This is a genomic window from Pseudomonas sp. LS-2, from assembly GCF_003605735.1.
Classification (GTDB): domain Bacteria; phylum Pseudomonadota; class Gammaproteobacteria; order Pseudomonadales; family Pseudomonadaceae; genus Aquipseudomonas.
In genome coordinates, this window is the sequence record NZ_QXTJ01000001.1 from 104,755 (window position 1) to 118,173 (window position 13,419).

The window sequence follows — 13,419 nt, forward strand, 5'->3', positions numbered from 1 at the left end:
GGTGTTTCGGATTTTGCTTTCATCTCAAGACTCTCCAGCGTTGAAGCTGTCAGGGATTTCGCTCCATTTCGCCTCTCCACGATGGTTGGCGATGGCCGTCTCAATGAAAGCCATGCCGCGTAGACCAACCTCTATTCCAGGAACACCGGGCGCATCATGGCCAGGCAGACGTTGAAGAATTGATCGTGCGAGGTCGCCATATAGATTGGCCATTGCTTCCAGATAACCCTCGGGGTGCCCCGCGGGGAGGCGCATACGCGCACTGGCGGCGTCGCATAGCCATGGCTGCCCTGTCCCGGAACGGAGTATGCGCAGCGGCTGGTCAATTGCGCGGTGGATCAAGCTCGCGGGATCTTCTTGCCGCCACTCAAGCCCTCCCTTGTCACCGTACAGCCGGATCTTCAGCGGATTTTCTTCGCCCGCGCATACCTGGCTCGCGATCAATACGCCGCTTGCGCCGTCGGCCATTTTGAAGAGCATGGAAGCGTCATCGTCCAACCGCCGGTTAACGACATGGGAACCGAGCATTGCGCTTATGTACTGAATGCGTTGACCTGCGACGAACTCGGCAAGCGAGAAGGCGTGCGTGCCGATATCGCCGATGCAGCCACCCAGACCGGACTGTTCAGGATCGTCTCTCCAGTCCGCCTGTTTATTGCCTTGTCCCGCTACGTCTTCGCTGAGCCAACCTTGCGGGTATTCGACCAGCACTTTACGCAGACGACCGATGGCACCGCTTCGTACCATTTCACGGGCTTGCCACACCATTGCGTAGCCAAGATAGGTATGAGCCAGCCCGTAAATTTGACCGCTGCCAATCACGTCGTTCCTGAGGGTTTGCAGTTCAGCAAGGTTGAGCGCCGCTGGCTTTTCGCTGAAGACATGAAATCCGGCACGAAGGGCCTTACTTGCAACGGGTGCATGAAGATGGTTCGGCGTGACGATAACGAGCAGTTCCATACGCTGATCGGCAGCAAGGGCACTCTCGGCTTCAAGCATGCTCTGCCAGGTGTCGTAACAGCGCTCGGTGGGAAGGCCCAGTGCAGCTCCGGTGCGCTGGTTATTTTCTGGCGTGCGACTGAAGGCCCCGCAAACGAGCTCGAACCGTCCATCCAGCCCTGCAGCTTGCCGGTGCGCGTGGGCGATAAAAGCGCCTTCACCGCCGCCGACGAATCCCATTCTTATTTTTCTGCCTGCAGCATTCATCGCGAAGGTCTCAGTTAATCAGATTACGGGTGGCAATTGTCTCAGTGATGTAACCGGTTACATCGTCTGGGAAATCTAGGCTTCAATCTGTGGCGTGTCAAATCTTGCAAAGAGGTTCAGGCACATTTCAGCGCACCGTGACCTACGGTAAGCTCGGCGCATGATCTTCTGAACCAAAGGGGCCTTTGTGTCTAACATTCGAGAGGTGGCTCGGCTGGCCGGTGTGTCGGTGGCCACGGTGTCCAGAACGTTGAGGTCGCCCGAGAGAGTGCTTCCAGAGACGCGGGAAAGGGTGAACGCCGCCGTTGAGCAGGCGAGTTATCGCCCGAACCTGATGGCGGTTCAGTTTCGCTCCCGGAAGACGGGCAACCTTGTGATCCTGGTTCCAGCGATCGCCAACACTTTTTTCGCGCGAGTGATCAGCGGTGCGCAGAAGGCCGCGCAGGCGGCGGGGTATCGCCTTTTGCTTTGTGATACTCAGGGGCGAGAAGACATCGAGCGACAGTTTGCCGAATTGGTCTATGCACACCAGGCCGACGGCGTAATCCAGCTGCGAGCCTACGATCCATTCGACGCAGCCGTTCCCGACGCTGATCTCCCCCCGATCGTCAACGCCTGTGAAGTCATAAACGGTGGGCGTCATCCCACAATAAGCCTGGATAACGTTGCCGCTGCCAAGGCAATGACTGAGCACCTTATCGCGCTCGGGCATCGCAGGATCGGCCTGATCAAAGGATCGGCAAGCAGCCCGTTGACCCGCGATCGCTTGTCCGGGTACAAGGCGGCCTTGGAGCAAGCAGGCCTCAGGTTTGATAACGATCTTGTCTGCCATGGCGATTTCACCTTGAACGCGGGCTTTATTGGGGCTTCGAAAATGCTCGCGATGACCGATAGGCCGACTGCGCTTTTCTGTGAGAACGATGAGATGGCGATCGGGGCTTTGAAATGCATCCGGGAAAGGGGGTTACGGGTACCTGAAGACATTTCTCTGGCAGGATTCGACGACATTCCGATGGCTGATTACTGTGACCCTCCGCTGACGACCATCTCGCAACCTGCAGAGGCATTTGGAGAAAAGGCTGTAGAAATGTTGATCATGTTGATCGATAAGAAGCCCATCCCCGAACGTCATGTTGTTTTGCCATTCGAGCTTACTCGCCGAAAGAGTGCAGCACGCCGGGCATTGGAGTGATCTGGATCGCGAAGCCGCAGCTTCCGCGCAGATCGGTCAATACGGCAGGGCGCAAATCGCGCGGCGCCGTACCGGTCAGCGGATTGGCCCATCGAATGTGCTGAACTGTAGGGGTTCTGCGTGGCCTCATTCCATACAGCCAATTCAGGAGGCGCTTTCATGAACAATGATCAATTCAACCAGTACGACGCTGAGCGTTTACATCACCGAGTCGCGGAGGAGTTGGGCATCACCTTCGACGAATTGAAGACCTGGATGATCAACGACATCGAACGGGTCACCGAGGGCGGCAACGAGGTAGGGCACATGGTCGTATTCCGGGAGTCCACCCCGCCTCAAGTGCTCGACAGAGTGAAGCACAAGCAAAGTCAGTTTACGGCGATGACGGGTGTCATCAACCACGAGTGACTGTGCGGATCTTCGTCTTCGGTCGGGTCGCTCGGACAGACACCGCCAAGGTCTCGCTGTGCTGCGGCCATCAGCGGCTGCGCAATTCATCGAGCAGTCCAGCGCCCTTGGCGGGGAAGGGCACCCAAGGGCGAAAAACAGTCGCGACACGGTTCATTGATCAACGGTGCACCTCACTGCACAGCGCACGTTACCGTTCATCTTCGCCCTTGTGCTCTATTCCGACGGGCTCAATCAACTGCGGCCCCAGATTGCGAACATTGCCGACCTCTTTCCCTACCTTGTACCAGTGAAAATCCGCGACGGGTCTGCAATGCTCGATTGCGATCTCTGTCGCGCGCTCAGGTGATGTCGCCGGATCAATCCATTCTCGGGCGTGCTCTGGCAACAACACCAGCGGCTTGCGATCATGGATGTCGACCATGCCCTGGTCGCTTGCCGCGGTAATGATGACGAATCCGTCACGCTCGTCCGGTTCAATCCCTTGATGCACTTCTGCCAGCCCGGCGAAGAACATCGGAATCTGCTCTTTCAACGTGATGAAGTAGGGCTGTTTTTTCTTGGGATCGACGGGGTCCTTGACCCACTCATACCATCCGTTAGCCGGTGCCAGGATGCGTCCAGTGGGCCAGAGCTGCTTGAAGAACTTTCCCGTCATGACCGTCTCGACCCTGGCATTGATCGGGTCAGCACGCTTCCCTCTTGCCCAGAACGGCGACCCCCCCCACTTCACTTTGTCGACGCTGAGGCCACCCTCGACTGGACGAATGATTTCGACGCGACTGGTGGGCGCCACGTTGTAGCGCTCAATAGGCCAGAGGTCGTAGCCATTGATGATCAGCTGCGTTGGAGCAAGCTCCTTGAGGTAGTGATCCATCGGCTCGTAGATCGAGTAGCGTCCACACATGCTGTCACCCGTCGAAATTTCCTACATCTGAGATTGACCGCACGCGGGCAAGAACGTTAACTGTATATACGTACAGTCAATCAAAGCAAGGCTTGCATCATGAGCGTCAGGATTCTCGGCCCGTTATCGGCTGGCGGCGAAAAGCTGCCTCTTTACTCATTTCACGTGCCTGCGGGTTTTCCGTCCCCAGCGGCGGATCACATCGAAAAGCATATTTCCCTGGATGAGCTTTTCGACATTCGCGCGCCGCATGTGTACCTGTTGAAGATCGAGGGTGACAGCATGCAGGGCGCCGGTATTTATTGCGGCGACCTGGTCATCGTTGACCGTAGCCTGTATGCCGAGCATGGCGACATCGTCATCGCGGCATTGAATTCCGAACCCGTCTGTAAGCGGCTGCATATGCGCGGCAATGATGTGATCCTGAAGTCGGAGAACCCGAAATATCCGGCGCGCTATGTAATGGAAGGCGACGAGTTGGTGATCTGGGGCGTGGTGAAGTACAGCGTCCGCGATCATGACAAGGCCTGATGCGGTCTTCGCGCTGATCGACTGCAACAGCTTTTACGCCAGCTGCGAGCGGGTTTTTCGGCCTGATCTGGCAAAGACGCCAATTGTGGTGCTGTCCAACAATGACGGCTGCGTGATCGCCCGCAGCTATGACGCAAAGCCATTCGTGAAGATGGGCCAGCCGTACTTTCAGATCAAGGATCACCTGCGCCGCAACGGCGTAGTGGCCTTCAGCAGCAATTACGCGCTTTATGGCGACATGAGTGAGAGGGTCATGACCATCATCGAGTCGATGGTGCCGGCGCTCGAGGTGTACAGCATCGATGAAGCCTTCGCTGATCTGACCGGCATTCCTGGCGACCTGACAGAGTTCGGACGCAACATCCGCTCGACGATTTACAAACGCACCGGTATCCCGGTTGGCGTTGGCATTGCTCGGACCAAGACGCTGGCCAAATTGGCGAATCACACCGCCAAGCGCCTGCTCCACAAGACGGGCGGCGTGGTCGATCTGTGCGATCAATTCAAGTGCGACTGGACGTTGCGCAACACCGAGGTGGGCGAGGTCTGGGGCGTTGGCAAGCGGATGAAAGCACACCTTCAGGCCATGGGGATCACGTCGGCTATGGACCTGGCGCAGGCAGATGCCTGGACGCTGCGCGAGAAATTCAGCGTGGTGATCGAGAAAACCGCCCGCGAGCTGGCTGGCACGACATGTCTCGAATTGGGGGAGGCCGAGCCGCCCAAGCAGGAAATCTGCTGTTCCCGAATGTTCGGCAATCGCCTCACTGCCATAGAACCGATCAAAGAAGCTGTCGCCACCTACACGCAGCGTGCGGCCGAAAAGCTTCGCGCGCAGAACTCCCTGTGCAAAAAGGTGAGGGTCAGTATCAGAACCGGGATGTTCAATCCCGAGGAAGCCAAATATGCCAATGGCGCTCTGGTCGAATTGCCTTATCCCACCAACGACGTGCGCCTGATGACCAAAGCTGCGACTGAGGCGGTCAACCGGCTGTTCCGGCCTGGGTTCAAATACAGCAAGGCAGAGGTTTTGCTAATGGATCTGCGACAGCCCGGTGAATTTACCGATGATCTGTTTGCGCATTGCCAGCCCGCCGCAGCGGGCAAGGTCATGGAGGTCCTGGATGAGATCAATGATCGGTGGGGAAGGGGAACACTTCGGGCGGCGAGTGTGCCGTCGGATCCCGAGTGGGCGATGCGGCGTGACCTGATGAGCGCCAGTTACACCACGAAGCTGGATCAATTGTGGACAGTCAAAGCCTGGTAACCAAAGCGCGAGTCACGCGTCGGTAGCGTTCAGGCAATGGTCCGACAGCCATATGGAATTCTCGCTTTTGCGGTGAACTTTGGAGCGCTAATCACCTTCTCTCTATGAACGGTGTCCACAAGACAGGTTCAGGAGTACCCATGAAAATCTTCCAGCGCAGTACTGCTGTGTTCAGCGCCTTACCAGATAGAGGTGAGCCATGAGCAAAAACATCAGTGCCGTGGACTTGAGCATTCATCTGGGTAAAGACGATGAACATGCGTTGTTCAAATGGTTAATAGCCAGTTTTCTGATGGGCAAACGAATCCGCTCGCAGATTGCAGCGGATGCATACAAAGTCATCATCGATGAACATCAGCGAGACACGCCGAGAAAACTGGCCGCATGCACCCATGCCGAGCTGGTGAAAATGCTGGGCGAGGGCGGTTATGCCCGTTATGACGAGTCCACCGCCGAGCGTTTGCTGAAGCTGAGCAAAAAGCTGAACGAGGAATACGGCGGCAAGATCATGAACATTCGCGAGGCCAGTGATGACCGGGCGGATTTTGAAAAGCGCCTGGCAGACTTCGAAGGGATCGGCCCGAAGACCGTCGAAATTTTCATGCGTGATGCCCGGGAAGTGCTTTTTTGAGCGGGGCGCCGGTTTATGTGGGATGCGCAGGCTGGAAAGTCGGGCGCGAGTACTGGCCGCTGTTCACCGGGCAGGGGAGCCATCTTGAACTCTATGCCAGGAAACTCCATGCGGTGGAGCTGAACAGCACCTTCTATCGTGCTCATCGACCGGCAACCTACAAAAAATGGGCATCTTCGGTAGGCGCGGATTTTCGGTTTTCGGTGAAGATTCCGAAATCGGTCACCCATGAAAACCGTCTGGAGAACTGCACTGATCAGCTCGACGTTTTTCTTTCGCAATGCTGCGAGCTGGGCGATCGCCTGGGTTGCCTGTTGATTCAATTGCCGCCTTCCCTGGTTTTCAATCCCAGAATTGCTGGCCGCTTCTTTGAAGCCCTCAGGGTCCGATATTCCGGTTATGTGGTCATAGAACCGCGTCACGCTTCCTGGGTCGATGCGCAAGCGTTGCTGGTCGAGCATCACATTGCGCAAGCCGCGGTTGACCCGTTGCGCCTTGGAAACGACGCCACGCCCGGCGGGTGGCCAGGATTCCATTACTGGCGCTTTCACGGCTCGCCACGAATCTATTACAGCGAATATGAACAGGATTGGCTCATGGCCAAGGCCCGGGACATGCTGCAAGCCAACAGCGATGACTCACCGATCTGGTGCATTTTCGATAACACCGCGCGAGATGCTGCGCTGGGTAATGCATTATTCATGCAGCACCTGATGAATGACTTAAAGCGCAGGGAGCGCAAATAGAGCGAACTTGGATGCTACGGGCAGAGTCCACTTTTCAGAGTAGAGAATTTGCACGTTATCCGAGGAGAACAGCGATGAGTGATTATCCGACCCCACCTTTCAAACCTCAGCAACAGCCTGTTCCAGGCGACCAGGGCAGGATGGAGCCATACCCCGACTGCGGCGAAACCAGTTACAAAGGCTCAGGCCGGATGGCCAATAAAATCGCCCTGATCACAGGTGCCGACAGCGGCATAGGTCGAGCAGTCGCCATTGCTTTTGCCCGCGAAGGCGCCGATGTAGCGATTTCCTATCTCGATGAACACGAAGACGCCAAAGAAACGGCCAGGTGGGTAGAGGAAGCAGGCAGGCAGTGCCTGTTGCTGCCGGGGGATCTGGCGGACAAGGCGCAGTGCTCGGCCATTGTGAATGAGACCGTCGGCAAATTCGGCCGTATCGACGTGCTGGTAAACAACGCCGCCTTTCAGATGAGTCACGATACCCTGGAAGAAATACCCGACGAGGAATGGGTCAAGACCTTCGATATCAACATCACGGCAATGTTTCGGATCTGTAAGGCCGCACTGCCGTCGATGGCTGCAGGCAGCTCAATCATCAACACCAGCTCGGTCAACTCCGATTCGCCCAAGCCCACGCTGCTGCCCTATGCGACGACCAAAGGCGCCATTGCCAACTTCACCGCAGGGCTTGCCCAGATGTTGGGGCCGCGCGGTATTCGAGTGAACAGCGTCGCCCCCGGTCCGATCTGGACACCGTTGATCGTATCGACGATGCCCGAAGAGGCCGTCAAGAGTTTCGGGGAGGAAACGCCGCTTGGGAGGCCTGGTCAGCCGGTCGAAGTCGCGCCTATTTATGTGCTGCTCGCTTCTGACGAGGGAAGTTACATCTCCGGCTCGCGCTACGCTGTAACGGGCGGCAAGCCTATTCTCTAAGCGGAACGGCCATCCTGATGAACGCACATGACCAGGAAATGCAGGACAGGCAGCATCCAGTCGATGAGGACATTGCTCTTCAGCGCCGAATCTGGCGCTTCGAGCGGGTCGGGTGGTACGTACTGGTTGCGATTGTCCTGCTGACGCTGTGCGGGCTTTTTTCCCATGGGCTGCTCAGCTCCACGACAGTGACCTCCGCGCAGGGCGATCTCACCGTGCAGTATGAGCGATTCCATCGCAGCGGAGGGGTGAACACGATGGTAATCCGCAGCCACGGGGAGCCTGGCAAAGCCCACACCATTGTCCTGGGAAACGCCATCATGGAAGGATTCAGAATTGACTCCATTCAGCCTCAGCCCGTCAGTTCGGCAGGCACTCGACAGGGCCTGAGGCTGACGCTGGCTGGCGATGACCACGGTGACAGCACGCTGTACCTGGCCTGGCGAAGTGACGGGTTAGGGCTATTCAAAAGCGGCATCGGTATCGAAGGCGGTGGCAAGGTCTCTCTCAACCAGTTCATCTATCCATAGGTACGAAAACATGGATGCGGTCTTGCGGGCAGGTGCCATCTACATAGCGCTGATGGTGCTGTTTCGAATTTCCGGGCGTCGTGCATTGGGCGAGATGACGTCCTTCGATTTTGTGCTGTTGCTGATCATCGGCGAGGCGACGCAGCAGGCGTTGCTGGGCGACGACTTTTCTGTCACCAACGCCATCCTGGTCATCGTCACGCTTCTCACCATCGATATTGGCTTTTCGCTGGTCAAGAGACGTTCGAAGCGCATCGGGAAGTTGATCGACGGGGGGCCGACCATCGTGGTGGAAAACGGCGCTTTCCTTAAACACCGTATGCACGAAGCCCGGGTAGAAGAAGACGACATCATGCAAGCCGCGCGTCTCGGACAGGGACTTGAGAGCGTCGACCAGATCAAGTTCGCAATCATCGAGCGCAACGGCAAGATTTCCATCATCAGCCGTTAAGTCTGCTGATGGCGAAAGCGATTCCTCAGCAGCTTACTCGAAACGGTGGGGGCTCAAGCATCGCCCCCACGGGTTTTCGAAAACCGACTGCCTAAACATCCATGTTGTTACTCGAAACCGTAGTTGAGGGTTTCGAATGCTTGAGATCCGCCATGGCGTCCTTTCCGACATCCGAGACCGTTTCCCACGTCTGCTCCATGGTCGTTTTTGCTTTGCTCGCCAGCTTGTCACTGGTCTGGCCAAACAGCTTGTCCTCCTGACGGGTCGTGGGGAGGGCAGCACCTATTGCCGCGCCCAAAGCAATGCCGATGGCCGCCAGCGCCAACGGTTGCTCCTTGAGCATGTACTCGACCGTGCCCTGCAGATTGCGCCCTTGACGCAGCAACGCATCCTGGGTCCGGTCGGATGCGGCCTTCAGGGTGTCTCGGGCATCCGATGTGCCAGCGCTCGTGCGCTGTTTGACGTCGCTCATGTGTTCGCTGGCGCTGTCAGCCAGATGACTGGCTTTTGCTCCCAGATCATGTGCCGATTGGCGCAGGTGATCCTTGGCGCCGGTCAGGGAATCGCTGACCGTTTCGGCCGCACCGCTCAGCTTCTCGCCCAACTGACTGAACAGCGAAGGTCCGGTAGGGTGCGGTCGCTGATTCTGACCCAGCATCAGCCACGTGACGCCAACGGTGGCGAGAATGACCGGCACAGGGTTGTTCTTGATCGACGTCCCCAGATTGTCGAAGAACTCGCCGCCATTGTTCCGGGTAAACGCCAATGCCTGATCGAAGAGTTGTCCCGGCGATAGCTTGTTCTCCAGAGCATCGACGATGTTCTCGATGTTCGCTCGCCGTGCATCGATATCCCGCTCCAGCGTGTCAGGGCTTCTTGGAATGTCGACGTCAGGAATGGCGTCGCTTTCGAACTGCTCTTTGGTTGCAAAGCTGCTTTCAGTGCTCATGAGACTTTCCTCTGAATGGCGTCTTTATCCTTGTGCAGGGAATGCATCGTGCGTTCTGGGGCAAGCTGCGACGGCTCGAGCTGTTTCTTGCCGGATTGCACCATCACGAAACCGACAATCATCGCGACGACCCCGACGATCAGTGCGGCCAGCCAAGGGGCTACGAACAGGGCAAGTCCATACACGGCGGCCATCAGCACAATCACCAGCCCGGCGAGCATGAACACCACGCCGCCTGCGACCGCTGCCGTGGCCGCTTTGGCCGTTTCGATGGAAGTACGGATTTCAGCCTTCGCCAGCGCCAGTTCTTCGCCGATCAGCGCGGGCACTTCGTGGGCCAGTTGACGCACGAGCCCGAGCACGGACGGGTCGCTCTCAGCACTGCTACGGGGTGGGATGTCTGGGTTGATGGCCATCACAGTTCTCCTTTGATGACGGGCTTGCCAGTTGAGGCGGGGTCGACCGTAATGGGGGATGATGGGTCATCGTTCGGTTCGACAAAGCTGCCCATCTCGGCACCCGACTGCTGAATGCCTGGCTCGCCATTTCTGCCAGCAGGTGATGCCGAAGCAGTGCTCCAGCCGGGGGGAATGGATTGGCTGCGCACCACATCGTCTTCATGCGCAGGACGAACGGCCAGTTCCTCGTCGGCGGCGATCCTGGGGTCGAACTCGTCGGTGTCTGAGTTGGCGTTGCGCCCAGCGGGATCGCTGGAAGAGGACTGGGCAAGATCCGGAGCACTGGCACGCATGAAACGCGACAGGCCAAAACCCAGGGCAATGCTTCCCGTCAAAAACAACGCCGGGTTGTCTCTGGCAAGCCGTCCCACCTGTTGCAGCAGTTCATCGGCGCTTTTGCCGCGCAAACTTCCGGCAAAGTTGCCCAGGCCGTCTGCCACATCGGTGATGTAGTGAGACAGGCCGAGCGTGTCATTGTCTTGAAGTTGCTCGGCAGCCGACGTCGCGCTCCGGGCCAGGTTCTCGATCTCATCGGCGGCACGTTCCCGATATTCATCCAGATGCTCGGAGCCTTGTTCCCGCGCGGTGTCGAACAGGGCTTTGGCATCATCCTGCAGGTTGTGAAGGGCGTCATCGGGTGGCACGGAACGCTGCTGTGCGTCAGCGCCTCCCTGGTTCATGGTGGGCATCTTGGTCACCTTCCTTAAATGAAATGAGATGAACACCGCGAAACATCGATTGAGGCAGTACGCATCTCGCACGGCAGGAAATCTGCACGTTGTAGAAGATTGAGGTGCCAGGGGAACCGGTAGTTCTGAGGGAGAGACAGACGGCAGCCCTGAAAGCGAAAGAGCGCCAAGCCAAGGTCGGTTGAGTGGACATTCGAGTGGTCTGTATTCGCTTGAGTGCCGCCGAACAAGACCGCGTCCACCTCTGGACTTGCCGGGTGGACGCGCTGCTACTGATGCTGATTTCTTCGTTAGCCCTTGCTGTGCTCCTTGGAGGTAGGAGGCTCAGCAACGCCGCGCGGCCCGGTAATGCCCCAGATGACCAGACCGATCACCGGGAGTACCAGAATCAACACTGCCCAACCGACCTTTGTGCCAGACGACTTGGTGGTGTGCCAGACATTGGCGATGACCCAGAAGTCGACCAGCAGCACGATCACGCCCAACGCCGCCCAGAAAAATGACACTTCCATCACACACCTCCATTGCCTGCTATACGGCAGGCACAGCTGCGGCTGCATCGATTTCGGGTGCGGCGATATCGGTCCCACCCGGTGTCAGGATGACTTTGCGACAGTCTTCCTGTTTTTTGTCAAAGATCTTGTAGCCCTCCGCTGCCTGCTCCAACGACATCCGGTGGGTAATGATGGCTTCAGGCTCCAGACGGCCCATCTCGATATGCTCAAGCAGTTCCGGGAGGAAGCGCTGAACGTGGGTCTGGCCCATTTTGAACGTAAGGCCTTTATCGAACGCATCCCCAAACATGAAGCCGTGGATGAAGCCCGAATAAACCCCCGGAACGCTGACGACTCCACCACGCCTTACCGCAGCAATGCATTGGCGCAGTGCCTTGCCGCTGCTGCCCTCGAGCTTGAGCGTGGCCAGGACGGTTTCGGTGGTGCTGCCTTTGGCCTCGAAGCCAACCGCATCGACCACCCCATCGACCCCTCGCATGCCAGGCGTCTGGCGAATGATGGTGTCTGCCGGGTCATCGTCGTCATCGAAGTTGATCGGGATCACGCCATACGTCCGTTGCGCATACGCAAGGCGGTACGGATGGTGGTCGACCATGAAGATACGGTCTGCGCCGAGCATTCGCGCCACCGCAGCGCTGAGCAGCCCGACCGGGCCGGCGCCATAGATGGCGATGCTGGAACCTTGCCCGATCCCGGTGTTGGTCACGGCCTGAAAGGCTGTCGGCAGGATGTCGGAGAGAAACAGGACCTTCTCGTCGGCCAGCGTGCCAGGCACCTTGAATGGCCCGGTGTTGGCCTTGGGCACTCGCACGTATTCGGCCTGACCGCCGGGGATGCCACCATACAGATGGCTGAAGCCGAACAACGCTGCACCCGGGGGAATGGCCTTCTTGTTGATGATGGCTCCGCGCCCGGTATTGGTGGTCTCACAGGCCGCGAACAGATCTTGCTGGCAGAAGAAACAGTCACCGCAGGCGATCACGAACGGGATGACTACTCGATCCCCCGGCTGGACAGCCGTCACCGCTGAGCCGGTCTCCTCAACGATCCCCATGAATTCATGGCCGAAGATATCGCCGTGTTCGACGGTGGGGATTTTGCCTCGGTAGAGGTGTAAGTCTGAGCCGCAGATCGCGGTAGCCGTGACCCGCAAAATGATGTCGTCTGACGCCTCGATCGATGGGTCAGGAACCGTGTCGACTTTAACGTCATGCGCGCCATGGTAAGTAAGTGCTCTCATCTCGATCTCCGCAGTTTGATGGGCGTGTAAATAGCGGAGCGCCAGCGAGTCAAATAAGTTCATGCATTCTGAGTGCAGGATGGATCAGCGGCCGCTTGCGGGTGAACCAGGCTGAAAACCGCATCACCCTGAGCAGGCCTCATGTGCTGCCAGTCGTATCACTGTCGGTAAAACCATTGTGCTCGTCCGGTTTGCCGAGCACGTAGCAGGGGTGGAGTTGCCCATTCGGATGCGTCGTTACGACCACCGCCAATAGCTTCCACCCCTCCTGAAGTTTCGCATTGGCATCATTAGTGGATAGGGCTTCCATCACATGTGATGCGTCAGATAAATGCATGATCTATCCCTTTAGCCTTGGAAATTTGAACAAGCCTCAAGGTGCTGGCCATGGTCAACCCTTCGTTTTTGACGGGTCTGCGCTGCGGGGATAGGTGCGCTCTTCTTGAATCGTCCCGTCCTCCTTGTGCACTTTGAGCGATGCCGTCTTATCTGAAAGAAACTCGCCCGCCAAGGTCATGATTTCAGCTTTCGTCGAAGCGGTTTTCGAAGCTCGTTGTGCGCCTTGCTTTGTCAGTACCCATCCTGCGTCGGACTTGGTGATGTGGTAGTTATCCATTTCAGTTCTCCCGGGTTAGTTAGGCCTTCAGCTCTGCATCGTTCACTTTTTCTAATGAATTCGGTGCCTTGGGCACTTGAATCTCGACTGGCTAATTTTTTTACGGTTCCGAGAATCTTCATCAACGGTCAGGGGGCACTTCAGTGAGCGT

Annotated in this window: 18 protein-coding genes; 9 read left to right on the forward strand and 9 right to left on the reverse strand. The window is 57.4% G+C overall.

The window, feature by feature from the left end:
* Positions 1 to 24: 24 nt before the first annotated feature.
* Positions 25 to 1,206, reverse strand: coding sequence for a Gfo/Idh/MocA family protein (locus tag D3M70_RS00625; protein ID WP_120123481.1), 1,182 nt, complete (start codon positions 1,204 to 1,206; stop codon positions 25 to 27).
* A 187-nt stretch (positions 1,207 to 1,393) separates the two neighbouring features.
* Between D3M70_RS00625 and D3M70_RS00630 the strand changes: the two genes are divergently transcribed.
* Both D3M70_RS00630 and D3M70_RS00635 read left to right on the forward strand, forming a co-directional pair.
* Positions 1,394 to 2,398, forward strand: coding sequence for a LacI family DNA-binding transcriptional regulator (locus D3M70_RS00630; RefSeq protein ID WP_120123483.1), 1,005 nt, complete (start codon positions 1,394 to 1,396; stop codon positions 2,396 to 2,398).
* A 159-nt stretch (positions 2,399 to 2,557) separates the two neighbouring features.
* Complete coding sequence (locus D3M70_RS00635; protein ID WP_120123484.1) at positions 2,558 to 2,806, forward strand: hypothetical protein; 249 nt, start codon at positions 2,558 to 2,560, stop codon at positions 2,804 to 2,806.
* 190 nt (positions 2,807 to 2,996) lie between these two features.
* Here the strand turns inward: D3M70_RS00635 and D3M70_RS00640 are convergent, their stop codons facing one another.
* A complete protein-coding gene (locus D3M70_RS00640; RefSeq protein WP_120123486.1) occupies positions 2,997 to 3,713 on the reverse strand; it encodes an SOS response-associated peptidase in 717 nt (238 codons plus the stop codon).
* Between the two features lie 99 nt (positions 3,714 to 3,812).
* On the opposite strand from D3M70_RS00640, the gene D3M70_RS00645 reads away from it, so the two are divergent.
* The 7 genes from D3M70_RS00645 to D3M70_RS00675 all read left to right on the forward strand — a co-directional run bounded on the left by D3M70_RS00645 (position 3,813) and on the right by D3M70_RS00675 (position 8,801).
* On the forward strand, positions 3,813 to 4,244 hold the full coding sequence (locus D3M70_RS00645; protein WP_120123488.1) for a LexA family transcriptional regulator: 432 nt from the start codon (positions 3,813 to 3,815) through the stop codon (positions 4,242 to 4,244).
* Complete coding sequence (umuC, locus tag D3M70_RS00650) at positions 4,231 to 5,511, forward strand: translesion error-prone DNA polymerase V subunit UmuC (protein ID WP_120123490.1); 1,281 nt, start codon at positions 4,231 to 4,233, stop codon at positions 5,509 to 5,511. Before D3M70_RS00645 ends, umuC begins: the two co-directional genes overlap by 14 nt.
* Positions 5,512 to 5,710: 199 nt before the next feature.
* Positions 5,711 to 6,142 (forward strand): DNA methylase, encoded by a 432-nt coding sequence (locus tag D3M70_RS00655; RefSeq protein WP_120123491.1) that lies wholly within the window; start codon positions 5,711 to 5,713, stop codon positions 6,140 to 6,142.
* Positions 6,139 to 6,888 carry a DUF72 domain-containing protein gene (locus D3M70_RS00660; RefSeq protein ID WP_120123493.1) on the forward strand — a complete coding sequence of 250 codons (750 nt, stop codon included), beginning with the start codon at positions 6,139 to 6,141 and terminating at the stop codon, positions 6,886 to 6,888. Before D3M70_RS00655 ends, D3M70_RS00660 begins: the two co-directional genes overlap by 4 nt.
* A gap of 74 nt (positions 6,889 to 6,962) precedes the next feature.
* Positions 6,963 to 7,820, forward strand: coding sequence for an SDR family oxidoreductase (locus tag D3M70_RS00665; RefSeq protein WP_120123495.1), 858 nt, complete (start codon positions 6,963 to 6,965; stop codon positions 7,818 to 7,820).
* A gap of 17 nt (positions 7,821 to 7,837) precedes the next feature.
* Positions 7,838 to 8,350, forward strand: a complete 513-nt coding sequence (locus D3M70_RS00670; RefSeq protein WP_120123497.1) for a hypothetical protein — start codon at positions 7,838 to 7,840, stop codon at positions 8,348 to 8,350.
* Positions 8,351 to 8,360: 10 nt separating this feature from the next.
* Positions 8,361 to 8,801, forward strand: coding sequence for a DUF421 domain-containing protein (locus D3M70_RS00675; RefSeq protein ID WP_120123499.1), 441 nt, complete (start codon positions 8,361 to 8,363; stop codon positions 8,799 to 8,801).
* 91 nt (positions 8,802 to 8,892) lie between these two features.
* Here D3M70_RS00675 and D3M70_RS00680 read toward each other — a convergent pair whose 3' ends face one another.
* The 7 genes from D3M70_RS00680 to D3M70_RS00705 all read right to left on the reverse strand — a co-directional run bounded on the left by D3M70_RS00680 (position 8,893) and on the right by D3M70_RS00705 (position 13,268).
* Positions 8,893 to 9,750: a DUF3618 domain-containing protein gene (locus tag D3M70_RS00680; protein ID WP_120123501.1), complete on the reverse strand. Its 858-nt coding sequence runs from the start codon at positions 9,748 to 9,750 to the stop codon at positions 8,893 to 8,895.
* Positions 9,747 to 10,166 (reverse strand): phage holin family protein, encoded by a 420-nt coding sequence (locus D3M70_RS00685; protein ID WP_120123502.1) that lies wholly within the window; start codon positions 10,164 to 10,166, stop codon positions 9,747 to 9,749. Before D3M70_RS00685 ends, D3M70_RS00680 begins: the two co-directional genes overlap by 4 nt.
* Complete coding sequence (locus tag D3M70_RS00690) at positions 10,166 to 10,897, reverse strand: hypothetical protein (RefSeq protein ID WP_120123504.1); 732 nt, start codon at positions 10,895 to 10,897, stop codon at positions 10,166 to 10,168. The genes D3M70_RS00685 and D3M70_RS00690 overlap by 1 nt, the downstream gene beginning before the upstream one ends.
* A gap of 290 nt (positions 10,898 to 11,187) precedes the next feature.
* Complete coding sequence (locus tag D3M70_RS00695) at positions 11,188 to 11,409, reverse strand: PLD nuclease N-terminal domain-containing protein (protein ID WP_120123506.1); 222 nt, start codon at positions 11,407 to 11,409, stop codon at positions 11,188 to 11,190.
* 19 nt (positions 11,410 to 11,428) lie between these two features.
* Positions 11,429 to 12,652: a zinc-dependent alcohol dehydrogenase gene (locus tag D3M70_RS00700; protein WP_120123508.1), complete on the reverse strand. Its 1,224-nt coding sequence runs from the start codon at positions 12,650 to 12,652 to the stop codon at positions 11,429 to 11,431.
* A gap of 139 nt (positions 12,653 to 12,791) precedes the next feature.
* Entirely contained in the window at positions 12,792 to 12,989 is a 198-nt protein-coding gene (locus tag D3M70_RS31645) for a hypothetical protein (protein WP_133306425.1), read from the reverse strand.
* Between the two features lie 54 nt (positions 12,990 to 13,043).
* Entirely contained in the window at positions 13,044 to 13,268 is a 225-nt protein-coding gene (locus D3M70_RS00705; protein ID WP_120123510.1) for a DUF2188 domain-containing protein, read from the reverse strand.
* Positions 13,269 to 13,419 lie beyond the last annotated feature (151 nt).

Bases quoted from the DNA above. Each gene is read 5' to 3' on its own strand.
- D3M70_RS00625 (WP_120123481.1), bottom strand. From the start codon at position 1,206: ATGAATGCTGCAGGCAGAAAAATAAGAATGGGATTCGTCGGCGGCGGT.
- D3M70_RS00635 (WP_120123484.1), top strand. From the start codon at position 2,558: ATGAACAATGATCAATTCAACCAGTACGACGCTGAGCGTTTACATCAC.
- D3M70_RS00640 (WP_120123486.1), bottom strand. From the start codon at position 3,713: ATGTGTGGACGCTACTCGATCTACGAGCCGATGGATCACTACCTCAAG.
- D3M70_RS00645 (WP_120123488.1), top strand. From the start codon at position 3,813: ATGAGCGTCAGGATTCTCGGCCCGTTATCGGCTGGCGGCGAAAAGCTG.
- umuC (WP_120123490.1), top strand. From the start codon at position 4,231: ATGACAAGGCCTGATGCGGTCTTCGCGCTGATCGACTGCAACAGCTTT.
- D3M70_RS00655 (WP_120123491.1), top strand. From the start codon at position 5,711: ATGAGCAAAAACATCAGTGCCGTGGACTTGAGCATTCATCTGGGTAAA.
- D3M70_RS00665 (WP_120123495.1), top strand. From the start codon at position 6,963: ATGAGTGATTATCCGACCCCACCTTTCAAACCTCAGCAACAGCCTGTT.
- D3M70_RS00670 (WP_120123497.1), top strand. From the start codon at position 7,838: ATGAACGCACATGACCAGGAAATGCAGGACAGGCAGCATCCAGTCGAT.
- D3M70_RS00675 (WP_120123499.1), top strand. From the start codon at position 8,361: ATGGATGCGGTCTTGCGGGCAGGTGCCATCTACATAGCGCTGATGGTG.
- D3M70_RS00680 (WP_120123501.1), bottom strand. From the start codon at position 9,750: ATGAGCACTGAAAGCAGCTTTGCAACCAAAGAGCAGTTCGAAAGCGAC.
- D3M70_RS00685 (WP_120123502.1), bottom strand. From the start codon at position 10,166: ATGGCCATCAACCCAGACATCCCACCCCGTAGCAGTGCTGAGAGCGAC.
- D3M70_RS00690 (WP_120123504.1), bottom strand. From the start codon at position 10,897: ATGCCCACCATGAACCAGGGAGGCGCTGACGCACAGCAGCGTTCCGTG.
- D3M70_RS00695 (WP_120123506.1), bottom strand. From the start codon at position 11,409: ATGGAAGTGTCATTTTTCTGGGCGGCGTTGGGCGTGATCGTGCTGCTG.
- D3M70_RS00700 (WP_120123508.1), bottom strand. From the start codon at position 12,652: ATGAGAGCACTTACTTACCATGGCGCGCATGACGTTAAAGTCGACACG.
- D3M70_RS31645 (WP_133306425.1), bottom strand. From the start codon at position 12,989: ATGCATTTATCTGACGCATCACATGTGATGGAAGCCCTATCCACTAAT.
- D3M70_RS00705 (WP_120123510.1), bottom strand. From the start codon at position 13,268: ATGGATAACTACCACATCACCAAGTCCGACGCAGGATGGGTACTGACA.